A 23,093-nucleotide genomic window follows, 5' to 3' on the forward strand; every position below is an offset into this window, starting at 1 on the left:
GCTGGAGGTGGTGTGGGGTGGGTCGTCAGCCTGAGGTGTTCGTTCGGGAACTGGATCCTGTAGAGGCGCAGCGTCTGGTGAAGATCACGCGGACGGCGAAGGACCGGGTCCGGCTGCGGCGTGCCGGGATTGTGCTGGCCTCGGTGCAGGGGCGCAGCGCGGCGGACGCAAGCGCTGGCCGCAGTTCCTCGACTTCTGCAAGCAACTCCGCTGCCGCTTCCCGGCCGGGAAGCTCTACCTGGTCTGCGACAACTACGGCCCGCACGGCAAGGCAGAGGTCCGGGCCTGGTGCGCGGCCAACGGGATCGAGTTGGTCTTCACGCCCACCAACGCCTCGTGGTTGAACTGGATCGAGTGCGAGTTCACCGCTGTCCGCTATTTCACCCTCGACGGCAGCGACTACCCCAGCCACGCCGCACAGGAAGCCGCCATCGCCGGATACCTCCGCTGACGCAACCGCCACTGCCACCCGAAACGCCACTTCGCAGTCAACTCCAAGATCCGCCGCCCCGATTACCTACCCAACGTTGCTTGACGCGGCACTAGCCAGCTGCTGACCTTCGCCGGTCCCGGGCTCCGGCGCGCGGCGCAGGCCGCGCTGGACGGCACGGCCGCCGACGTGCACGCGTTCCTGGCCACGGGCTGGCAGCAGCCATGGATCGACGACGACCGCGTCCAGGTCAGCCGCTACATCACCCTCGGCGGCCCGCACGTGCGGGAGGCCGGGCAGCAGGCGCTGGACGGTACTCCCGATGATGTCCGCCGGTTCCTGGACTCCGGGCGGCAGCAGGCGCAGAACGACGACGACCGGATCAAGGTCACCCAGTTGCTGACCACCGGTGGGCCGGAGGTGCAGAAGGCGGCGCAGCGGGCGCTGGACGGCACGGTCGAGGACGTGCAGGCGTTCCTGGCCACCGGTTACGCGCTTGCCGCCGAACGGGATCAGGAGACCGCCACGGTCGCGCATCTGGCGAATCTGGCCAAGGACGCCGGGGCACGGGCCGCGGAGCAGACCAAGCAGGCGCAGGACGCGGCCAGCCGGGCGATCGCCGCCGCCCAGCGGGCCAAGGACGCCGCGCAGCGGGCGGCGGCGGAAACCCAGGCGGCCAAGGACTCTTCGGTGCAGGCGGCCGGTGCCGCCGCGAGGGCCGCGGACGCCGCACGGGGCGCGGCCGAGGCGTCGAAGACAGCGGTGAGCGCGGCCTCGGAGGCCAACCGGGCCTCCCGCATCGCAGCGAACGCCGCTGCCCAGGCAGCCACCGCCGCGTCGCTGGCGGAGCAGGCCTGCTCCCGGGCCTACCAGGCCGCGTCGGCCGCCGCTGCGGACGGCGCGCACGCGGTCGAGGCCCGGCAGGCAGCGGTCGACGCGCGCAACGTCGCGGCCGGGGCGCGCGCGGCGGCCGACGCAGCCAACGCGGCGGGCCAGGCGGCGGATGCCTCCGGGCAGGCCGCGGGTGCCGCGCGGAGCGCGAGCGCCAACGCCGACGCCGCGGCGTCGGCAGCCAGTGAAGCCGCCGGATACGCACGATCAGCCGGTGCCGACGCTTCGCGGGCCGAGCAGGCGGCTGCGACGGCGAAGGCGGCCGCCGACCGCGCCAACCGTGCCGCGAGCGCGGCCGAGTCACTGGCAGGCCAGGCCGCCGCCGCGGCCCGGCAGGCTCGCGACGCCGCCAACGCGGCGGCCGGGCACGCCGACGCGGCCGCCAATGCCGCCGACCAAGCGGCCCAGGCCGCTGACGAGGCCAAAAAGGACGCCGACGCCGCCGCGGCTTATGCCGCGCAGGCCAAGCAATCCGCCGATGTGGCGACCACCGCGGCGGACCAGGCGGCGCAGGTCGAGACGACCTCGCGCCAGGCCGACGCCCAGCGTCTGCAGGCGGAGCAGGAGCAGGCCGTCGCCGATGCCCAGCAGGCGAAACAGGACGAGGCCGCGCGCACGGCCGCGGCGGACTGGAAGGCGGGCGAGGCAGCACAGAAGGATGCCGAAACCCAGCGCCTGCTCGACGAAGCCGCCAACCCGGCCACCGACCCCGCGCTGGCGATCACCGACATCCGCACGGCGGCCGCTCACCTGATGGCCACTGGCGGCCCCTGGACGAGGACCGCCGCGGCCACCGCGCTGTCCGGCGACGAGGCGGGACTGCGGCAGTTCCTGTCGTCGCGCCTGGCTGTGGCGATCGAACAGGACGACCGCACCAGCGTGATCACCCTGGCCGACACCTCGGACAACGCCCGGTTCAAGGAAGCCGCTCTTGCCGCCTTCGCCGGGACATACGACCAGGTCAAGGAATTCCTCCGGACCCGGGACTACCAGGGCAAGGCCGACGACGACCGGATCGCCGCGCAGCTGCTGCTCAACAACGGCGGCCCGGCGATGAAGGAAGCGGCCAACACGGCGCTCAATGGCACGGCGCGGGACGTCGCCGAGTTCCTCCGCACCGGCCAGTACGAAGCCGCCAGCATCGCCGCCACCGCGCGCGCCAACGCCGCCCTTGGTACCGGCCTGGCTTGTACCAACAGTTTTCTGCCGGATACTCCGCTGTTGCTCGGAGATGGCTCGCGGAAGCGCATAGATCAGGTTCGGATCGGTGACGTTGTACGTGCCGGCGATCCACTGACGGGCCGTCTCGAAGAACGTCCGGTCACCAACATCATCATTGGTGAGGGCCCTAAATCCCTGGTGGCGGTTTCTGTTACGTCCGCCGAGGGGCCCCAACGGAATGGAACAGTGGAATCCACTGGAAACCATCCGTTTTGGGTAGACGGCACCAAGCAATGGACTGAGGTGCGCGACCTGCGGCGAGGTGATGTCCTCGACGACGGAAACGGTGGAAATGCAGTCGTTTCGGAAATTGTTCAATGGCAGGCGACGGCCAGGGTCTACAACCTCACTGTCGACGGCCTGCACAGTTATTTTGTGTTTGCTGGAGAAATCCCGGTCCTTGTACACAATGCGGCATGTATCCGATTCGTCGTCGACACCAAAGGTGTGATTCGGGACCTCGAGGGGCCGCAGGCGCAGATTTTGCTCAACAAAGCTGTGGGAGACGGGTTTCGCAATGATGTCGCCGCATTTCTGCGAGAGCGAGGACGGACGGTCGTCACGGACGCAGAAGACAAGGCGGCGCTCACGTTTCAGACGCCTTATGGTCCACGGACATTCGATATCGGTGTGTGGGATAGTGACGGGAAGTTGCTGGGCTACGTCGAGGCCAAGACTGGAGGTTCCGTGTACAATGCTGCTCAGCAAGCCAAGGACGAGTGGTTGCGTCAACAATATGGCTTCAATATCGATGTGGTCAGATACGTGGGTTAGGGGGCGCGATACATGGCGCACGAGCTCCACCTTTATTGCATGTTCGGTGAACTCGACGCTCGTCAGGCCCTGGATGCGATAATGTCGCGGGCGGATGTCGATGGCGTCCGACTCCAGTTGAGTGATCGCACTTCTGGGACTCGCTGGGAGGGTGGCCAGGTCGACCTGGCCGACAGCGATCCGGGCCGGAGTGGCTGTCATATCCAGGTCAATGCGGGGTCGCCCATAGTGGAGGCGATGATCGCCGAGGTCGCCGGAGAAGATCCGACCGGGAAGATTCGGTCCATGAATGGACTCGTGACGCTCACGCTGGCGGGCGGCGAAGTTGACTGGTCGGTGGTGCGGGCCGTTTGGATCGCTGTCAGATCACTGTGGGGTGCGATCGGATATGACGAGGTTTCCGGGTTTGCCGCGGATTTCGACGAGTTGTAGCAGGATGGCGGCGTATGTGACCGCTACCCGCGACTTGGAGGCTGAGACGAGGGACGACGTCAATGTCGGCAAGGCACTGTGGCGTGTGCTGGCGCCCATCGGCAAGTACTACGACGAGACCTGCAGCCTCAGAGCGGTCCTCGATCGCGGCTGCACCATCATCGCCGAAGCGAAGGTCAACTGCCCCCCAACGGGCACCCTGGTCTCGACAGCCGGGATCCTTCGAGGAATTAAATGAAGAAAGTCGCGTGAAAACACTTCTCATACTTGTCGAGGAGTTTCTGGAATTGTGCGAAAAAGGGGCGATAAACGCGATGGCTATCGAGGAGTATTTTGCCGCGCAAACGCGGAAATGCTCCAGATCTCCTGAGGATGGAGGTCGGGCGGGAGGGTCGTCGCAAAGTGAGTCATAGGTATGATGGACGCGAAAATAGAAGAGCTAAGCCGCGGCGACATCCGGCGTATGCTTCAGTGGTGGGAAGCGGGCGGCCGGCTCGGCGAGAACGCGGGTGAACGTTCCTGGTCGACCCTGGTGCAGCTTGCGCTGACCCTGTTCAGGGCCGATTTGAGGACGTCTCTCTCGGCTGAGCGGAGGAGTCTGGCCGGTGTCGAAATCGGCTGGTACCTGCGCAACCTCGACGACATCCTGACCTACCTCGAGGCTCGGGGGCTCGCTGAGCGCTTCGAGGTGCTCGTGCGCCGGGTCCTGCTTTCGGCGACACTGGACGAGGCTGAGATCGCCGTCGAAGCCGGCTCGCCGTTCAGTGCCGACCGGCTGTTTCGGCAGATTTCGGCGGAGGTCACGGCCGAGCGCGTCGCCGAGGCGCGGCGGCTCGGGCCCGTGTGGCAGACGTTGGACCGCCCGGAGATCGTGCGTCTGCTGCGGCTGAGGCACCTCCTTGCTCTTGCGGACGCGGTTCGGCCACGGTTGTCGGACGAAGCGGATGTGCGGAAGATCGATGAGTGGCGGCCGCTGCTCGAATTGCTGCCTTCCGCGGGCAGGTGGACATAGCTGTCGCCGATCATCACGCGTCACGATCGCCTTGAGGGCGACCGCGCAGTCGACGTGGAAGAAGTCGCAGACCGGCAGGCTTGCGGCTCCGGAAAATCGGAGGTGGATTCCGAGGTGGCTGTCATCGTCGTTGCCGACAGGATCCTCAAGGCCTTCGTAATCAGACGCTCCGGGAGATCTGCGCCCGTGCCAAGGAGACCCTTGGGAGTGAGCATGACCAGTACCTTATGGAGGTAGCCGGTGCCACGCACAGCTTGGACTTCGAGTTGATCGAGCCCGATCGCCGTGCGCGGATCGCCCGCGCGGTGATCGGATAGGCCGAAGCTTACCGGCGCGAACTGTCGACAGTGCCGGATCCGGACGAACTCGTCAGCAGTCGCATCAAGATGCTCGCAAAGAGCCCTGGATACCTCGGGCCGGTGCTGGGGGTCAAGGGGTCGCAGGTTCAAATCCTGTCGTCCCGACGGTCTGAAGAGCCCGCTGGCTCTGGGCGAAAGCCCAGGTCATCGGGCTTTTTTGCGCCCGGTTGTGGATCTTGCTTGTCTGTCCATTGTGGTCTGGCGGGGTGTCAACAAGGGGGTGAAGGAGAAAATCAGGAGACGATCACGGATCGGCGTTGACGCAAGGGCATATGGGGTCGCCTTAATGGCCCCTCCTCCGCTGATTGTGACGAACGCCACTGAACTGACCTGAACGCTCGTTGATCTATACGCAGGTGCGGTCAGTTGACGACGGATAGGGGCGGTTGGGTGTCTACGGCGGCTGTTGCTGGCGATGACGGTCCTGATGGAGGGGTTGTGTGGCGGTGGCGCCGGTTGGGGTTTCAGATCAAGTCTGAACTCCTACGCTAATGCCGGTAGTTGACACCTCCGGAGTTGTGTCGCTGCCGCGCTCCAGAAGATCGGTTTCGGGTTCGGCCGTCGGGGTCGGTGACGTTTGGTGCCACTGCTGGTGGCATCGGAGGTGGAGGCTGGTAGCAAGCGAGACGCCCGATGTTCGCCTGACATTGCTCGCATACATCCACTTGACATCCACCGCCCAGATTTCAGGGCGGTGCTTCCGAACGGATCACGACAATTCATGCCAATGACGGCTACACAACGTGCTCCCAATGGCAGACGATAGTGATCACGGTTGGTGGCGCGGGCCGATCGTGGAACGGTATGGCGACCTTGGACTCGAACCGAGCGAAGTCGCGATTCGGCGTCGCCTACGTTCGTGCGGTATGCAGCCAAGCGGGGGTGGGCTTTCAGGAGACCAGCCCAGACGAGGATGTCCTCGCTGTCGACGGGAGCGTCGAGTTTGAGATCGCGTCCGCCCGAGTGCAGGTGAAATGCACCAGCCAGTTCCGGCTGAAGGGCGGTCCGACGGCAACCTGGCCGATCGATGAATCCTGGCGCCAACGTTGGAAACGCTCCGGGGTTCCGGTGTACTTCACGCCCGGTTCGTAAATTCGCGGTCAGGTGATGCCCCCGCGCCGACACCACCGCACACGTCCATTGGTGCGCGGAAGCGGCCCCATCTGCTGCATGGCGTTGATCATCCTCCGCAAGCCCGTTCGAACCGGAGAAAATCGGCACCCGTGCTGAGTTCTACCCGTTCGGCCGCCGGTCGTGATACTCGGAATCGGCGGCCGTCCCTACGTAAGTTGGGATCGGATCGTTGGCTGTGTGACCAGCGACGGGCGCGGCGGCGCCAACGTTACCTGAACTTCGTCAGTACCTCTCGGAGAGTGGCAGCCGCCTTGGTGCTGTCAGCGGCGTCGTAGTTTCTTGTTGGCAGCTGGAGTTGAAGGTTCTCCTCCGCCATCCCGGTACGCTGCGCTAGTCGCTTGTGGTTGAAGGCGACTCGTGCTCGGCCCGGCCTTTTGAGTAGCGCGATCCAGACCAGGTGCTGTCGGCGGTCCTCCGGAGGAGTGATCATGATTCCGTTGAGGAAGCCTTCCTGAGGAAGGTCGAATTCCTTGGCCACCATGATGAGTGAACCGAAGATCTCCGCCACATCGGCCTTCTCGGCGTCGGCCAGGACCTCCGAGACCGGCCGCTTGTTGTGGCGTTGACTGCCATCCGAAACGGGCGGTTCGAGCCCAGTGGGCTCGTCAGCATGAGCAGGCAGGCTGTCCGGTTCCGCGATGATTGTGGACGGCTGGTAGCCAAACTGCTGGAGGCGGCGTCGAGCCATGTCGAGTTCTGCCTCGGTGAAGAGGCCGGCGAAGCGCGGATCGATGACCAGGGCTTCCACGGTCAGGTCGAGACGACCGCGTTCCCAGAGAGCGGCGAACCCATCTGATACGGCTGGGGCATGCAGCAACTTCCGTGCTGTCGCGAGTGCGCCGTGCTCGGCGAGCAGGCTGAGGAAATAGCCCGCCGTGTAGTTGGCCTCCTTCTTGGCACGGACGTAGATGTCATGCATCGCCTTGTCGAATCCGGCGCCATCTGACTCGGCCGCGTTCAGCTGTTGGTAGTCCGCCTGTGGGGTGGGCTGTTCTCCGGCGGCGTTCTCGTTGCGGCGTGCCACGTAGCCTCGAAGTGCGTCGACGGCGGTGAACACTTCATAGCCCAACTCGGTGAGGCGGGCCAGGGCCGTCGGGTTCTCGTCCAGTTCCAGGACGACGGGCTTGCCTTGGCCCGGTTGGAGACCGTCCGGCCAGTACGCCTCGGCGACGGCGAGTTGCCTGCCGGTGGCGGGGTCGGCGATCTCCGCATCCAGGGCAGGCTGAGCACAGCCTTGCTCGACAAGGTCCGCGACCAGTGACGCGATCTGCGCCCCGATGGCATCATCGGGTTCCTCGACCGTCACGGTGACCGGTTGCAGCGGGGTGTCAGCCAGGGGTGCCTTTCCGGTCCGGAGTTCGTTGAGGAACGACTGCGCGGCCTGGGCGAGCAGTTCCCGGCGGGCGGCCAGGAAGTCGCCGTACCGGTCGACACGCCACAGCTCAGGGTCGGTCGGAATCCATTGCGAGGCGAGTACGCCCGGGTGCTTCTCCTCGACCTCGGCGAAATAGTCCTCAGGCGGGCGCTTTCCAATCGTGAGGTTCGAATCCTGGGTGAGGAAGCAGAAGTTGGCGATGGCGTTGACCTGGGTGCGGTCGTATCCCGCTTTGTACAGCACGGCTTTGGGGAAGATGTGGTGCACTTGGAGAGACGACAGCTTCCCGAGTGTCTCGGCACGGAGTGGGAGTCCGCTGCCCAGATCCCGGGCGCCTTTGACGCGGGTCAGCAGGTACAGCAGGGGGTAGAACCGGGACCCGATGGTGGACGCCTCGAAATCGTGCGCCTGGATGTCCAGGTTCCCGCCACGCCACCGCTCCAGGCTGGCGATCAGGCCGTCGATCCCGGAACGCTCAAGGGTTTCGTAGTCCTGTTGCAGGACGGTTTCCACCGACCCGGCGAAGCGCCCCCACAACCCGGCGTGGATGTGCCAGAACAACACCTTGTCGCGATGCTCGGCGTCGGTGAATTTGCCACCCGGGGTGCGGTGTAGCAGCCGTGCGATGACCGGGATTCCGCTGCGACCCATGAGGACGCGGTCGTGGTCCACGCCGAGCCGGCCCGAGACGGCATTGAGGAAGCTGTCGACGTAGTCTGCACTGCGGGTCAGGGCTTGTTGGAAGTCCGATGCGGAGACATCTCCGAGTTCGGAGAAGACGGACCGGCCCTTGGCCACGGCAGTGATGTTGCGCAGAAGCCAGTCCAGGGTGAAGGTGAATCCGGCCTTCTCCCACCGGCTCAGGTGATCCCGCATCGCATGCCGGGCTTCCGGCCACTGGGCACAGATACGCGCCAAGGCGAGATCACCCTTGGACAGCTGAGTTCCCCCGGAATTGACTCGGTTGAAGATGTCGACGACCACGTCGACCGTCTTGTCCCGGCCGGTGATCTTCTCATCGAAGAAGTCGTGGTCCTTGATCTGGGCCAGGGTGTTGAGCCGCTCGAGGTAAAGGGCGACTTTGTCCATCTCGTCGCCGAACTTGGTGGTGAGAGCCGTGAAGTAGGGGACTGGGCCATCACGGAACAATTCGGTGACGTTGACCCATCGGGGATCACCGGCCATCTTGCTCGGTGCGTAGAACTCGAAGCTCTGGTCCGCGACGTTGAAGTACAGCCCGGTGAACGTTGCAGGGTTTCCCTCGAAGAACGTGGGGGCGTGTCCCCTGATCACGCCATAGAGGGAGGTGATGCGCTGCTGACCATCGAGGAGAAGTAGCCGGGTTCCTCCGGCGCCGGACGCTCCGCGGATTGCCGTGCCGTCGGTCTCGGTCTCCCATAACAGCAGCCCGCCGATCGGGTAGCCCAGGTACAGCGATCGCATGAGCCCGCGTACCTGGTCCCGGTTCCACACGTATCCCCGCTGGAACTCGGGCAGCAACACCGTGCCCGATTCGATCTGGTCCAGGATCGTGGACAGTTTCGTCATCTTCCCCTACTTCACCGAGGTCAGAAATGGGCTGGGACTGCCGTGCCAGGAGACCGCCAACTGCTCCCGTGCCCGGGTGCACGCCACGAACAACAGGCACCGTTCGCGCTGCATGTCCTGGTTGTGGATCGTTTCGTCTTCCGCCGCGGGGGTGACCGCGGCCGAAGCGGGAACCTGGTGCTCCGTCACGCCGATGACGGCGACACAGCGGAACTCCAGGCCCTTCATGCGGTGCATCGTGCCGATTCCGATCGACTCGTCCGCCTGCTCGGTCTTCGCCAGCGGCCGCACTGGGAGTCCGGCCGCGGCGAGCGCCTCACGCGCCGAGTTGGCCAGCCCGTTGGACCGTGCCGCGATGCCGATCTCGCCCGGGGCGACGCCCGCGTCCAGCCAACCCCGCACCGTGCCCACCAGGCTTTCCAGCTCCGCATTCCGCGTGCGATGCCCGCGCAGTGCGGGAAGATCGCCATGGACCTCGGAGCGGTAGCCGGCGATGGTTTCCAGTCCGGCGTCCATGTCGTCGATCCGCTCTCCGTGGAGCATGCCGAGGCTCCACGCGAGGATCTCGGCCGTGGTGCGGTAGTTCACCGTCAGCCTCGACGAGCGTCCGGCCACGAGGATGCCCACTTCGCGCAAGCTGACCCGGTTCGCATAGATGCGCTGGTGCGTGTCGCCCGCGATGAACAGATCGTCGGGTCCTGGCGCGACCAGCGCCCGCAGCAACCGCCACTGCATCGGGTTGAGGTCCTGAGCCTCGTCCACGATCACGTGCCGGTAAGGCCTGTCGGGGCGTTGCCCGAGCAGCCGGGTCGCCTCGATGCACACCGTCTCGTGAGTCCAGACCTGCCGTTGTGCGAGCTCAGCGGTGAATTCGTGGACCGCTTGCCACACCTGTGCTTTCTGCCGGGGACCCAGTCGGCGTCCCCGCCCGGAGCGTTTGGCCTCGAGGTACGCGCCCGCGTCATCCACCTGCTGAGCAAGCACGACCTGACGCCATTCCTCGGCGAGGAACGCCTCCGTGAACGGAAGCTCGAGTCTGCGCGCGATACCGCGCCACAGATCCGTTTCCTCCTCGTGGGAAAGCAAGGTAGGCCGGCCGTGGTGCTCGCTGAACACCTGATGGGACAGCTGGTCCACATGACGGACGTCGATGGGTGCGGCGGTCTCCGGCACCTCCAGCAGTTTCACACCGGCGGCAAGGGAGACGGCCAGCGTCGACGTGAACGTGGTGAGCAGGACCGGCCCCGTGCCGTTCGTCGCGAGGTGCCGTGCCCGGTGCAGCGCGACCACGGTCTTGCCGGTACCCGGTCCGCCGGTGACCCGTGCCGGCCCGGAGAACGAGGCAGCGGCCACGCGGTGCTGCGTGGGATGCAGGTAGACCCGCCACAGGGCGAACGGGTTGCGGAACAGGGCAATGAGTTCGTCCGGACCGTTCGCGAGCACGATTCGCTCCGGGCTGCGCTCGACGGCGGCGGCGACGTCTTCGGTGTCGATCGGTTCGCTGGTCTGTGCCGCGCCCAGTTCGGCCCAGACCTCCTCGACGCTCAGCCCCGCCGCCAAGCCGTAGAGGACGTCCCACTGGTTGCCGGGCAGGAATCCGCGTGCGGCGTCCAGTTGCACCGGGTCGGTGAGGGCACGTGCGAACGCCAGCGTCTGCTCGTCGACGCCGAGGCGGCGGAGATCCGCGTCCTTGACGTGGGCGAACAGGCGTTCCGGCTGCTGTTCGGCCATCATGGTCAACTGGGGCAGCGATCCGTCGATCGCCACGACGTCGCGAATCTCGATCCGGCCCGTCACCGAGTTGACCGACACCTGCCTGCGCATTGCCCAGGTGTAGGCGTCGTCGTGGGGGAGCACCTTGAGCAGGGTGTAGACGTCGCCGGTGTCCGGGGCCAGGACGACGCCCCGCCAGAAGCGGTCGATGCGGATCGTGTGCATGCGTTTGTCGCGCGCGTTGACGACCGGTTCCAGATGCTGCCCCGCGTAGGTGGCCTGCTCGAATTTAGCGAAGACCTCCGTCACCCGTGCGGTGACTGGCTTCTCCAGCTTCGCAAAGTCGCGGAGAAAATCCCGGTCGATGGCGAGCCGCGCCATGTGCTCCTCCCTCCATCGCACCGGGCACTGTCCCGGTGATCGTTTCCACTTGGCGTGCTGTTACGCGGAGCCGTCCAGCCCGTCCAACAGGTCACGCACCCGCCGCGTCTGCGGGTGATCGGGTCCGTGCAGACGGGTCAGATCGGTCAACAGGTCAGTGAGGGTCGCGGCCGCCCGGTCCGGTTCCTGCGTCCCGAGTTGCAGCAGGCCGATCTGGCGCCGGATCTCCAATGGCCGGAAGTCTTCCGGCCCGTAGACCCTCTCTTCGTCTTCGAGCAGGGCATGGAGTTGGCGCAGGGCGAGGCTGGTGTCGCCGAGCAGGGCATGGCAGGTGGCCGCGCGAAAGCGGCAGTGGAAGGCCGAGGACGGATTCCCACTCTCGCGCCTGGCCAGGTCGCTGGCGAGCCCTTCGTAGACGGGGGCGGCACCGCGGACGTCACCGCCTTCGAACAACAGGTTGGCGAGATCCTGCCGGGCGGCCAGCAAGTCCGGGTCGTGGTGATCGAGGCTGCGGCTCGCCGGCTCGACGACGGAGGCGAGGATTTCGGCGGCTTGCGAGTGCCGGGCTTCGCGCGCCAGTTCTCCGGCTTTCCGGCGTGCCTGCCGAAGCTGGTCCTGGCTGACCTGCGTGCGCACCGGCTGTTCGGGGATGACGTCGGTCGTCGTCGGGGTGTCGGAGGAGTGCGCGAACACCTGGCCGAGGACACGCGCGTACATCCGGACCTGGCTGGGGATGGCGGGCGGATTGAGCACACCAGCCAGCGGTGTGAGCCCCGTGACGAAGGGCAGCAGCCGGTCGTAGACGGCGTTGGCTCCTTCCGGCCGGGCTTCGGGGTCCTTCTCCAGCAGTTGGGCGACCAGGCGGGCGAGTTCTCCGGGCACATCGGACCGGACATCCCGGACCGATCGGGGGCGCTTGCTGACCTGCTCGTGCATCACCGCGTACGCGGTGGAACCGGTGAACACCTGCTCCCCGCTGAGCATCTCGTAGAGGGTGCAGCCGAGGGCGTAGAGATCGCTGAGCGGGCTGCTCATGGTCGCGAGCACCTGTTCGGGCGCCATGTAGGCGGGAGTGCCCAGGGTTTGTCCGCTTCGGGTGATCTGTGAGCCCTCGGCCATGTCCAGGGCGACGGCGAGCCCGAAGTCCAGCACCTTCACCGTGCCGTCCGGGGTGAGCATGAGGTTGCCCGGCTTCAGGTCGCGGTGGACCAAGGACGACTGATGCGCCACGGAGAGCACGGCGCAGGTCTGCGCGGCGATCGCCGCCGCCCAGCCGACCGGCAGCGGCCCGTGCTCGGCGACGAGATCGGACACACTGATCCCGCGGACACGCTGCATCACCAGGTAGGGACGGCCGTCGGTGGTGGTACCCACGTCATAGATGGCGGGCACTCCCGGATGCTCGAGGCGTGCGGTGATCCGGGATTCCCGCACGAATCTCTTGATCAGTTCCTCGTCGCGGTTGCCGTCGGGAAACCGGATGAACTTGACGGCGATCTCGCGTTCCAGCCGCACGTCGCGGCCGACCCATACTTCGCCCATGCCGCCCTTACCGATCGGCAGCGGTTCGAGGTCGTAACGCTCGTTGATGAGGGTCCGGCGGCTGTCGGAGCCTTGTCGTGACTTTTCCACAGCTGGCTAACACTCGTTCCTTGGTGTGCCGGGCAGGAGCGTGCCCTCTGCGAGGCCAGCGAAGCCAAGCCGCACCGTTTCCTCGCCCATCATCCGAACTTCTCTCAGCGCGTCCTCGGTGAGCGTTAACTCGCGGAACGCCTTACCGTATCGACGCTGCTCGGCCAGGTCGAGAAGGGGGATCGGTACCCGGCGGGGGTCCAGCCGCCCGGAGGTCGACGTCGCCCGGCCGGTGCGCGTGTCGCGGGCCAGCCGCAAATAGCCCGCCAGGAAATGGGGGTCCATGCGCTCAGCCGTGAACAGCAGCAGTTGCGGGCCGAGCGCGGCCTCCTCGACCGCCACGCGCGCGACCGGTTCACGGGACAACAACGGCACGACGACGTCGCCGGGACGGATCGTGACCAGCCCGGGGACCTGGTTCGTGCGTTCGGAGGGTGACCGGCCCGCAAGCACGTCCGCGACCGTGAGCACCCGCAGGGAGCCCCGGCCGGTCACCATTTTCAGCGGGGACTGCTGCACGGTGACCAGTCCGGCTTTGATCAGCTCGCCGAGGGTGGTCATCGGGGTCTCCACCCGGTCGCCCGAAGTGGCGAGTTCGGGCAGTGCTTCCTTCAGCCTGGTGATGGCTTCGGGAAGGCGGGTCCGCACAGACTGGAACCCGGCCGCATGGTCGACGGGCGTGGCCGAGGTGAGATGCCGGGCCGGGCTGAGATCGATCTCGTCGTCGAGAAGATCGATGATGCCGATCGCCTGGGCCCCGGAAGGTGCCTGGCCGGACCCGTCCACGAACCAGCGCCACGCTCGCTCGGCGAAGCCGAGGTCTTCCACGCACGCGGCGAGCAGCATCCGTGAGGGAGCGGGATCACCGTCCGCGGGTTTGCGCAATACCCACAGGTCCGGGCCCGGCGCGGCCGGCGCCCCCGTGCCCGGCGTGCTGATCACAGCGCGCAGCACCCCCGACCGGAGCAGGTTGCCGCGCAGACGCCGACCGGCTCGGCGGGAGGCCGCCGCGGCGGGCATCAGGATCACGACATGACCGCCAGGCCGGACATGGGCCACACAATGCTGCAGCCAGGCCAGTTCCGGCTCCCCGCGCGGCGGGAGCCCGTACTCCCAGCGCGGATCCGCGGCCAGTTCGTCGTAGCCCCAGGAGCGTTCGCTGAACGGTGGGTTGCACACCACGCTGTCTGCCTGGTTTTCGGCGTACGCGTCGGATCGGAGTGCGTCACCTACGGCAATGTCGGCCGAAGCAGCTGAAAGCAGCAGTGTGACCGCGGTGATCCGGGCGAAGGTTTCGCTGACGTCCTGACCGAGCAGTCGCTCGGCGCCCGCAGCCTGTGCGGCGGAGAGCAGGGTTCCGAGTCCGCAGGCGGGGTCCAGCACGGTGCCCCGTGTCGCTCCGGCGAGCCGCACCATCACCGTGGCGAGTTCCGGCGGCGTGAGCGACAGCCTGCGGGCGTGCGCGTCGAGGTAGCGCTCGCGGAGGAACTCGAAGGCCGCCCGATGGCCTTTCGTGCCAGCGAAGTCCGCGACGGATCGCAGGAGTTCGGCCCACTGCGCGGGAAACGGCTCAGGCGGTGTGGGCAGCTCGGGCACCGTCGAGGTGATGGCGGCCGTCACGGCGACCGCGAGAGCCTCGTCGGACTCGTCTTCCAGCTTCTGCCAGGCTCGCGGATCACGCTGGTGGAACACCAGGAACGCGCCGAGAGACCCGACCAGATCGCCCAGGCGCAGATCCTCCACGGCGGCCCGGACCATGGGCCAGATCCGTTCCCCGGCGGGAACCGCGTATTCCTTGCCGTGCTCGGTCAGCCAGGCCTCGACCTGATCGAGGGAGTAAAGCGGGCTGGCGGACGTGCCGCCGACCGGTGCCGGGAAGTCGCTGTAGCGGCGGCGCCAGTTGCTCACCGCGGCCTTGCGAACCCCGCTGAGCCGGGCGATGTCACTCGCCGACACCGTCGGAACGCCCACCTCGGCCTCGCGCTGGAAGCTGCCGTCCATCGTCACCACTCTCCGTCCGGCAGACGGGCGAAAACTCCGCTCGCCTTGAGTTCCGCGATGTGTTCGGCCGCACGGCGGGGAGCTGTGCCACCCCGCACCAGCACGCCGGCCTCGATGTTCTTGGCGACCCCCGACTGCGTCAGGTTCGCGCTGGACACCAGCAGCACCCGCCGGTCTGCGACGGCGAGTTTGGCGTGCATGCGGGAATGCGGCTCGGTGCGCCGGGTGACCGGCCAGTGCCACAGTTCGATCCCGGGCACGGTCGCGAAGGCCAAAGCCGGTTCGTCGCCCGCGAGCGCACCACCAGCACCTTCCAGTGTTTCCACCACGACGGTGACCGCGACCTTCCGCCGGACGGCGGCCGCCAGCGCATCGAGCAAAGGCTGGTACGGCCGCGCCGAATAGGTCATCAGCAGGAGTTCGGACACGGCTTCGGCGACCACGTCCGTCAGCACACGGGCGGTGGCACGGACGGGGACCTGATGGGTGGCGGGTCCACTCCACACCGACTCCACACTCACCGCGCCGTCGCGTTGCACGAAACCGGCCGCCACGCCACGCAGATACGCCGCCGCTTCCCCGTCGGGCACCGCGTGCCGGTGCTGTGCGGCGAGGATGACCCGCGCCGCGTCGGCGAAACCCGGAACCGGCACGGCGTCGGCCACCGCCGACCGTGGGCGGCCGGAAGCCAACTGGTCGGCGAGTTCCCGCAGGCGAACGGCACCGAGTCCGGCCGCGACCGCGGCGACCGCGTGCTCGAATCCGGTCGCTCGTGTCACGGGATCTCCGGGAACAGCGCCAGCGCCGGATCGTCGATCGGCACGATGAACCGGCGGTCCAGGAACCGGTTGCCGCGTTCGCAGGTCGTCTCCGACACGAACAGGCACACGTGGCAGGCGGCCCCGTGCAGGAAGTCGGCGGGCTTCTGCGGCAGCCGTTCCGCGCAGAGCGGATCGGACGAGCAGTGGCGCGCGTCGGTGAGGGCGCGGCGGGTCAGGCGGATCAGGCTGTCCGGTTCGGCCAGCGACACGAGCCCGCCCAAGGTGCCCTCGGCGTCCGGCACGGCGGTGTAGATGAGGATGCCGCCACGCGGGTCGTCGGCGTTTCCGGCGTAGATCCGCTCCGACAGGCTCGCCGAGCTGTAACCGCATTCCAGTGCGATGGTCCGGATGAGCAGGTGCGACAGGGTGTGCAGGGCCAGGTAGCGGGGGCCGGGCCAGTTCTTCATCCGGTCGAACGGACCCGAGATCCGGTCGGAGAAGCGGTTTTCCCGGAATCGACCGTACGCCTGGTGATGCTCGGCCAGTTGCGGCGAGTCCGCGACACGCTCTTCCCACGCGCTCAACAGATCTTCGGGGACGCGCAGGAAGATCCCCTCGCCACGCACCTCACTGGCGGGCACCCAACTCGGTGTCTTCGCCAGCGGAGCGGAGGTAACCAGATCCGGGTCCTCGGGGTCGGGCGCGTCCAGGCGGGTGAAGCCGACCAGCGCCCGGACCTCACGCAGCCGCTCGGCCTGCACGATGTCGCTGTAGATTTCCTTCAGCGGAACCGGGATACCGGAGGGGTCCCGGCGCAGCGTGAAGTCCTCGTGCGGTTCCGGGGTGGGCACGGTGGAGAAGATCTCCCACTCGGCGGCCCGGAGATCAGGGTAGCCGGTTTCGGCCTGTTGTCCCTCGCCGAGAGTTGCCCGGTGCCGCTCGACCGCGGCAGCGATCTCCTCGTCCGTCCACTTCGCCAGGTGTTTGAATGCGGGTACGTGCTCCCGTCCGTACACGTACATCGCCATCGGAAGCGTCGCGAGCGCCGTCCAGTGCTGTTCCACCAGCGTCTGGAGCTCGCTCGCCTCGGTCCGGGGCACGTGCAGTGCGGACAGGGTTTGCGCGAACCACTGGTTGGACGCGCCGACCACCAGCATCTTCGGCGGTTCCTGGCGGGGACAGCCGAGTGGGTCGAAGCGGTCCAGGTGCGGGTGGCGGCCCCGGCAACGCGGCAGGTTCTCGGCGCCGCGCCGACCGGAAGCCTCCCGGATGTTGCGGCGTTCACCGCAGTTGATGCACTGGATCTCGACGTTGGCGCCCAGGTTGCCGCCCCGGTCGTCCATGCGCAGACGCGGATGGCTGGCCTTGGTGCAGCCCGCGCCCCGGTGTACGAAGTGGACATAGGGGAACTCGTCGAGGTGACCCGCCGTGCAGGCGAGCACGAAACGGGCGGGGACGGCCAGGGGCCTGCGCTTCTTGCGTGCGCAGTTCTTGTGGTAGAAGCGGGCGTCGTGGGGCCGGTGGGCGTTGTCGTTTTCGAATCCGAACGCCGGGCCGTCCAGTGCCGCCAGTTCGTTACAGGCGGTGCAGCGGAACCACGCGGGGAACGGCGTGGTCGGCACACCTACCCGGGAAGCGGCACTGTTCACGTCCTTGTCCAGGCCAGGCAGCCATGGTGCGGGGCGGAGTTGGCTGATTCCCTTGCCCAGCAGTCCTTGCACCGCGGACAGCAGGCGCGGCTCGGCGATCGGCTGATAGTCGGGGATGGCGTGGTAGTTCCAGTCGTCGAGGCCCCGCACGAGAACGGAGAAGTTCGGCAGATCCACCAGGGAACCGACCCCGCTGGTGAACATCAGGTGGCTCGGGCGCACGGCCCCGACCCGCCGCCGGTAGAGGTCGGCCATCACTTCCCCTTCCCGGCTGGGGTGCCCAGTTGCGACTCGCCCAGCTCGTCGCCTTCCGGAATGTCCTCGCTCGACTCCTCCTCGGTCGGGGGAGCGAAGGACCAGTCCGGGGCTTCTCGGATGCTCTCGAAGAACGTGCCGCCGCCGGGGAGCACGAGGTTGATCTCGTTCTCGGTCTCCCGCATGGACATGCCGACCGTCATGTCACCCCATTTCTCGCCACCCGCCGGCTGCAGCAGGCCGATCAATTGCTGCTTGGCGAACATGCCCGTGGTGTAGCCGAGGCGGGTGTTGCCGATCCGGGCGGTTTCCCACACGTCCTTGAGCCGTTTGATGCGTTCCTCCAGATAGCCGCGCCCGCGTTCCCCGGCCACCGCTTCGGCGCGGTCCAGCAGCCGCCGGACGATCCTGTTGACCACGTCGCCGTCCAGCGGCACGTCGTGGGCGTCGATGTTGCGCGAGTAGGTCTCCTCGGCGTTGCGCACGGCGGCGACGAACGTGGCCGCGGTGCCCCGGTCCAGCGCCCGCCGCGTGTAGGGCGTGACCGACAACGCCTCCACCTGCCGGTAGAAGGTGGCGTGGTAGTGCTCGAAATCCTCGTAGTGGGCCAGGTCCCGGGGCCGTGACCAGTTGTAGAGCGTGACGACGAGGCCGGGGCGCGCCGCGTCACGCCCGACGCGGGAAGACGCCTGGATGTATTCGGCCGTGTTCTTCGGCTGCCCGGTCACCACCATCAGGCCGAACCGCGACACATCCACGCCGACCTGGAGCATCGAGGTGGCCAGCGCCACGTCCACGGGCACCTGGCCGGAGTCCCCTCGCTGCCGCTGCCGATCGCTCAGGGGGTGCGCCGGGTGGTGGTCCTTCTTCGAGTCTCTGCGGCTCGCCATCATCGCCCGGACGTCGTCGGCGATAGCGCGACGGCGCGCGGAGGTGTCGAGTTCGGGATCGAAGCCGATCTCCAGGCGTCGGAGGACTTCGCTGATGTCGCCGGAGGAGATGCGGGAGGTGAGTTCCTGCACGGTCAGCAGGCCGGTGGCGGTGACGATCCGGTCGGACAGACCCCGGCGGCGGCCGTGACGGCGCACCCGGTTGCTGATGTCGTCATCGACGTAACGGCGCATCCCGGCGAGTTCGCGGGTGGCGTTGAAGTAGCCGACGAGCGTCATGTAGGGGTCGGCCGGTGCCCCGTAGCGGTCGAACATGGTCTGGCCCGCGATGAGCAGGATCTCGGCGAGCCGGATCTCGGCGGATTTGAGTCGCACCCCGTGTGCGCAGATCCCGAGGTAGCGGCGGCCCGGGGTTTCGGGTGTGACCGGGACCTGCCGGGAGAAGAACGTGTCGGCCACGTCGGTCACCTGGGGCGGGAACACCGACAGGTTGCGGGCGAACACCCCGAGCACCTGCTCTCGTGCCCGTTTCGTGGTGGCCGTGGAGGCGACGATCTTCGGCCCGGTCGGCGTGCCCTCGGGGGAGCGCCAGGTGCACAACTCGTCCACGGCGGTTTCGAACAGCCCCACCACCGTGCCGAGCGCACCCGAAATGAGGTGCAACTCGTCCTGGATGATCAGGTCCGGTGGCCGCAGCCGGGTGACCGCTTCACTGGCCACACCGGGAAGGCCGCCCTTGCTGTTGTGCTTGGCCTTGCAGTCGGTCTTCTGGTCGAGGTCGTCGTGCCGGTACCCGTGCCGAGGGCAGCGCTGGCTGACCCGGCCGAACAGGATCCCGGCGAATCCGCGCCAGGGGAGCTGCGCGAGCTTGTCGACGGTCGCGATCACCAGGCTCGGGGCGTAGCGGTAGATCTCCTCGTCGACGGTGAGGATCGGCAGCCCTTCCCGCGTGTGGGTGCGGGAGAACGGGCAGGCGCTCTTGCCCTCGGCATTGGGACAGAACAGCCGCACTCGTCGGCTGGTTTCGTCCTCGGCCAGGTCGTGGTGCCCGCGCAGCCGGGTGCCGCACCACGGGCACGCCAGGGTTTGCAGCACGTTGGCGCGTTTGTCGTCGCCCGCCTCGCGCGCTTCCCGAATCTGCTTCTCGGCGTCGTCGTACCAGTTGGGAGAGACACCGCCGCCGACCCACAGCCCAATGCGGAACGGCTCGCTGCCCCACGTCGCCTCGTCCTCCCGACGGAGGACTTCGGCGGCACAGACGAGGGCGGCGGCGCGCTGGAACTGCTGCGCGGTCAGCAGGCGCAGCGTGTAGCGCATGAGCACGGCAACCCCGGCTCCGCCGTCACGCGCGTCGGCGCCGCTTCCGAGCACGCCCTGCAGGCGGCGGATGGCGAAGGTGAACGCGGTCAGCCCGAGATACGCCTCGGTCTTGCCGCCACCGGTCGGGAAGAACAACAGGTCGACGAGCGCGGTGTGGTCGGCGGCGCGTTCCGGGTGCGCGGGGTCGGTCAGCGAGGGCAGGTTGAGCAGCACGAACGCCAGCTGGAACGGCCGCCACGACGCGGCTTTCACGCCCTGTGCGGTGATCTCGGCTTCCGCCTCCACGTAGCCGAGGCCCTTAGCCTCCCGCAGCGCCGCGATGGCGGTGTGCCGCCGCTGCGCCGCCATGGCGCGGTTGGCGAACCGGAACGCCGCCAAGGCATCGGCGTGACGGGGCTCTCGCGGGTCGGTGAGCAGGTCGATGCCCGCCTGCATCCGGTCGGCGACGGTGCGGGCGCGGTACACGGCGTCCTCGGCGGCGGGCCGCAATGTCTCCGGCAGGCCGCCGATCTCGGCGGCCCGATCGTCCAACCAGGACCGATAGCCGGTAACGAGCGGGCCGAGCCCGGAGCGCAACGTCTCGGTGTCCGTGGCCGGGTCGGCGAGGGTGTCCATGGACAGTTCGACCTCGGCCAGCGGGGTTCCCGCCCCGGTGGGTGCGATGGTGGCGGGCACGTCATAGGCGGGCAGCCAGGTGGTTTCCAGCTTGTGGGCGCGGCGTTCGTGTTCGACGGTGTGCGCGTGGACCGCGACATTGTGCCCGGTCGCGTAGCGGCGTTGCTTGCGGTACAGCAGCCGGAGGTGCGTTTCCTCGAAGTCGCCGGTGACGTTTCGAACGTCGTCGGCCGGATCGTCGACGGGCAGGAAAACGGGAGCGGCACCGTCGAGCGCGGTCACGGTGAGCCGCGCCTGGAACAGCCACGCCGTGTCGGCGCGGGTCTCCGGTTGGGTCTGGACGTTGATCAGCGCCAGCTGTACGACCCGCTTGCCGTCCGCGGTTCGGACATCGACGGCAAGCAGCACACCGGGCATCTCCGGATGTGCCGCGGTCAGCGGGATGCGCTCGGACGGCTCCGCGTCGAGACGCACCTCGAGGTCGTAGGAGACGGGCTCCCGCGCCCAGACGGTGCGCTTCTTGCCGTCGGCATCCTCGGTTTCCCGCTTGTCGTAACGGCCCCACTCCGCGATGACCCGCACCACGCCAACGTCCTCCGGCACCGCGAAGGACAGCCCCATCGAAGACGCCCACAACCGCCCGAGGGTCTGCGGCGACAGCACCTCGGGCAGTTCCGCCTCGGCGTCGCCGTTGCCCGCGATTTCGGTGTCGACCACCTGGTCGGCCTGCTCCCGCGTCGACACGGCCTGAGGGCGCGGCCCCAGCGCGCCCACGAGATACCGGTCGCGCGGGCCCGCCGCGTTGGGCGGGAACTCCTCGGTGTCACCGTCCCACGGGCCGAGCAGGTCACGGCGCACCAAGTCCTCGAGCTCGCCCCGCACCTGGTATGAGGTGGCCTCGGCGAACTGCTGCGGCAGGTCGAGCGGATTCACCGGTTCGCTTTCCTGCGCGGGCAGCGACAACTGCTCACCGCGCGGGTCGGGGAACATCCCGCCTTGTTCCGCGATCATCGGCCGGTTCCTTCCTCGGTCTGCCGGTCAATGGACGATCGGCCGCGCATCAGAACAGCGCCGCTTCGTCGTCGCTGGCGGCCTTCTTCGCGCGGGCCTTCGGCTTGCGCTTGTCGTGCAGGCCCTTGGCTTTTTCCTCGGCGTAGCGGGCGTGGTTGAGTTCCAGCAGCCGATCCAGGATCTCCCGCTGCGCGGCCGGGCCGATCGTGTAGCGGGTGTAGACACCCGCCGGATGGAAGCCGTGATCAAGGCCGTCGAGCAGATCGTCCCAGCCGTAGGCCCGGACGGTGGCCTCGTCGATCGCCTTGTGGATACGGCGAAGCTCGACGATGTCGGCGTCCTGGCAGGCCGGATCGAAGACCAGATTGTAGGTCTTGGTGAGCCCGAGATCGCGGGTGAGCATCACGTCGCGGCGATAGGTGTCGAGGCGGTCACCGAGATTCCGCATCTCCTGCGTCAACTCGGGCAGTGGGAAGGTCTCGAAGACATCGGACGGGGTGTAGCGGACACGGGTTTCAAGGGTCGAAGCACGGGTGACCGCCCACCAGTAGTGCGGCGCACTCGACAGCAACGCCAGCATCGCCGTGTCATCGCTCGCGAAGACAACAACTTGTTCGCTGATCACCTGGCCGGTTGGAACCATCACCGGCATGACCGTTTTGCTGACACGCGCGATCACGACGACTCTATTCAAGCCCGAGATGGCTTTAGTCATTGCGGACCGCTTCTCCGCGTAATGCCAGTATCGTTCGGGTAGAGGGCGTCTGAGAACGAAGTTGCCGTCCGGTCTGCGCCTCTGCCTTTCAGGTTTGACTTCACGTTCGATTATGTCAAAGACATCACGGTACATACGGGCTCGATGTTCCGGCCAATCTTGAAAGTTGATCACCCAGCGGCTGGCGGAACAGTCTGGTCGGGAATTGATATCTTGTCCGTTGATATAGGGAGACAAGACGTTTTGATTTTTCGGATCGATATCGATCAACTTCCTTGCCTGGGTAGCCTCCATAACGAACCCCATGCCAAGCGGCTTGCAGCCCTCGTGGGTAAGATTGGCATTGTTGGTCAGATGAAAAGGGTTCGAATCAATTTCAGAAGCCGGGGTGAGAGAGCTAGTTATTGCCGAAACGCGCAAACCGTCAGCCTTGCGTGCGGCGTGGGTGCAAAGTGGTGCGCAACTTGTGCATACCATGCAGTACTCGATAGCGGCTGATTTTGAGGGCCATTTGTCGCTTTTGATAGATTGGCGAATGGTCACACCATTGTTAATGAGAGTCTCCAGGCCGACTTCGCGAGTATCGCCCTGTGCCAGACTGTTGGTTGCAATCAAACCGGCTTGCCCGGAATTTGTGAGGAGTGCGTGCGCACGAAGGGCAAAGAAGGCCGCTAAGTCACATCGCCCTCCCGCGCGTATTCCGTTTGCTATGGTTTGAACCAAATGTTCACGATATGCTTTCCCCAATGGTCCCGTGATCTTTGTCCCCCCCAAGAACGGCGGGTTTCCCACGATGCCGTCGAAGCCGCCGCGTTGGAACACCTCCGGGAACACCAGTGGCCAGTGCAGCGGCTTGCGGGGGAACCCGCCCTCCGGCTGGTCGGTCGCCAGCCAGTGCTTGGCCTGCTCGCGGGCGTCCACCTCGCCGGTGCCCTTGGCCGCCGCGTCAGCCAGTTTTGCCGCCTCCACCGAGC

The 23,093-nt window shown here is 67.0% G+C and carries 13 protein-coding genes and 1 pseudogene; 6 read left to right on the plus strand and 8 right to left on the minus strand.

Features of this window, described 5'->3' with window-relative positions; all coding sequences use genetic code 11:
• Positions 1–190: 190 nt before the first annotated feature.
• The 6 genes and pseudogenes from FNH05_RS40025 to FNH05_RS40030 form a co-directional block, all read left to right on the plus strand.
• A pseudogene (locus FNH05_RS40025) lies at positions 191–451 on the plus strand (transposase); the annotation flags it as partial.
• Between the two features lie 102 nt (positions 452–553).
• Positions 554–3,316 carry a polymorphic toxin-type HINT domain-containing protein gene (locus FNH05_RS08375; protein ID WP_281287597.1) on the plus strand — a complete coding sequence of 921 codons (2,763 nt, stop codon included), beginning with the start codon at positions 554–556 and terminating at the stop codon, positions 3,314–3,316.
• 39 nt (positions 3,317–3,355) lie between these two features.
• Positions 3,356–3,748 (plus strand): hypothetical protein, encoded by a 393-nt coding sequence (locus FNH05_RS08380; protein WP_144586758.1) that lies wholly within the window; start codon positions 3,356–3,358, stop codon positions 3,746–3,748.
• Between the two features lie 4 nt (positions 3,749–3,752).
• Positions 3,753–3,986 (plus strand): hypothetical protein, encoded by a 234-nt coding sequence (locus FNH05_RS08385; protein WP_144586759.1) that lies wholly within the window; start codon positions 3,753–3,755, stop codon positions 3,984–3,986.
• A 177-nt stretch (positions 3,987–4,163) separates the two neighbouring features.
• Positions 4,164–4,760, plus strand: a complete 597-nt coding sequence (locus tag FNH05_RS08390; RefSeq protein ID WP_144586760.1) for a hypothetical protein — start codon at positions 4,164–4,166, stop codon at positions 4,758–4,760.
• Positions 4,761–5,923: 1,163 nt separating this feature from the next.
• The gene (locus FNH05_RS40030; RefSeq protein ID WP_144586761.1) at positions 5,924–6,211 is read left to right on the plus strand and encodes a DUF4365 domain-containing protein; all 288 of its coding nucleotides are present in this window, start codon (positions 5,924–5,926) and stop codon (positions 6,209–6,211) included.
• Between the two features lie 250 nt (positions 6,212–6,461).
• Here FNH05_RS40030 and FNH05_RS08400 read toward each other — a convergent pair whose 3' ends face one another.
• The 8 genes from FNH05_RS08400 to FNH05_RS37895 all read right to left on the minus strand — a co-directional run.
• A complete protein-coding gene (locus tag FNH05_RS08400; protein ID WP_144586762.1) occupies positions 6,462–9,176 on the minus strand; it encodes a GmrSD restriction endonuclease domain-containing protein in 2,715 nt (904 codons plus the stop codon).
• 6 nt (positions 9,177–9,182) lie between these two features.
• Complete coding sequence (locus tag FNH05_RS08405; RefSeq protein ID WP_144586763.1) at positions 9,183–11,270, minus strand: UvrD-helicase domain-containing protein; 2,088 nt, start codon at positions 11,268–11,270, stop codon at positions 9,183–9,185.
• A gap of 60 nt (positions 11,271–11,330) precedes the next feature.
• Entirely contained in the window at positions 11,331–12,902 is a 1,572-nt protein-coding gene (locus tag FNH05_RS08410) for a serine/threonine-protein kinase (protein WP_246127606.1), read from the minus strand.
• Positions 12,903–12,908: 6 nt separating this feature from the next.
• A complete protein-coding gene (locus FNH05_RS08415; protein ID WP_144586764.1) occupies positions 12,909–14,903 on the minus strand; it encodes an N-6 DNA methylase in 1,995 nt (664 codons plus the stop codon).
• Positions 14,904–14,905: 2 nt separating this feature from the next.
• Positions 14,906–15,682, minus strand: a complete 777-nt coding sequence (drmC, locus tag FNH05_RS08420; RefSeq protein WP_144586765.1) for a DISARM system phospholipase D-like protein DrmC — start codon at positions 15,680–15,682, stop codon at positions 14,906–14,908.
• Positions 15,679–17,568: a DUF1998 domain-containing protein gene (gene drmB / locus FNH05_RS08425; protein ID WP_144586766.1), complete on the minus strand. Its 1,890-nt coding sequence runs from the start codon at positions 17,566–17,568 to the stop codon at positions 15,679–15,681. The genes drmC and drmB overlap by 4 nt, the downstream gene beginning before the upstream one ends.
• On the minus strand, positions 17,568–21,404 hold the full coding sequence (gene drmA, locus FNH05_RS08430) for a DISARM system helicase DrmA (RefSeq protein WP_144586767.1): 3,837 nt from the start codon (positions 21,402–21,404) through the stop codon (positions 17,568–17,570). Before drmA ends, drmB begins: the two co-directional genes overlap by 1 nt.
• 49 nt (positions 21,405–21,453) lie before the next feature.
• A partial coding sequence (locus tag FNH05_RS37895; protein ID WP_342781541.1) for a type IIL restriction-modification enzyme MmeI occupies positions 21,454–23,093 on the minus strand: 1,640 nt, incomplete at its 5' end.

This window comes from Amycolatopsis rhizosphaerae, assembly GCF_007713715.1.
Lineage (GTDB): Bacteria > Actinomycetota > Actinomycetes > Mycobacteriales > Pseudonocardiaceae > Amycolatopsis_E > Amycolatopsis_E rhizosphaerae.

Excerpts from the sequence above, each read along its gene's own strand:
- FNH05_RS08380 (WP_144586758.1), top strand. The coding sequence starts at position 3,356 with ATGTTCGGTGAACTCGACGCTCGTCAGGCCCTGGATGCGATAATGTCG.
- FNH05_RS08385 (WP_144586759.1), top strand. The coding sequence starts at position 3,753 with ATGGCGGCGTATGTGACCGCTACCCGCGACTTGGAGGCTGAGACGAGG.
- FNH05_RS08390 (WP_144586760.1), top strand. The coding sequence starts at position 4,164 with ATGATGGACGCGAAAATAGAAGAGCTAAGCCGCGGCGACATCCGGCGT.
- FNH05_RS40030 (WP_144586761.1), top strand. The coding sequence starts at position 5,924 with ATGGCGACCTTGGACTCGAACCGAGCGAAGTCGCGATTCGGCGTCGCC.
- FNH05_RS08400 (WP_144586762.1), bottom strand. The coding sequence starts at position 9,176 with ATGACGAAACTGTCCACGATCCTGGACCAGATCGAATCGGGCACGGTG.
- FNH05_RS08405 (WP_144586763.1), bottom strand. The coding sequence starts at position 11,270 with ATGGCGCGGCTCGCCATCGACCGGGATTTTCTCCGCGACTTTGCGAAG.
- FNH05_RS08415 (WP_144586764.1), bottom strand. The coding sequence starts at position 14,903 with ATGGACGGCAGCTTCCAGCGCGAGGCCGAGGTGGGCGTTCCGACGGTG.
- drmB (WP_144586766.1), bottom strand. The coding sequence starts at position 17,568 with ATGGCCGACCTCTACCGGCGGCGGGTCGGGGCCGTGCGCCCGAGCCAC.
- drmA (WP_144586767.1), bottom strand. The coding sequence starts at position 21,404 with ATGATCGCGGAACAAGGCGGGATGTTCCCCGACCCGCGCGGTGAGCAG.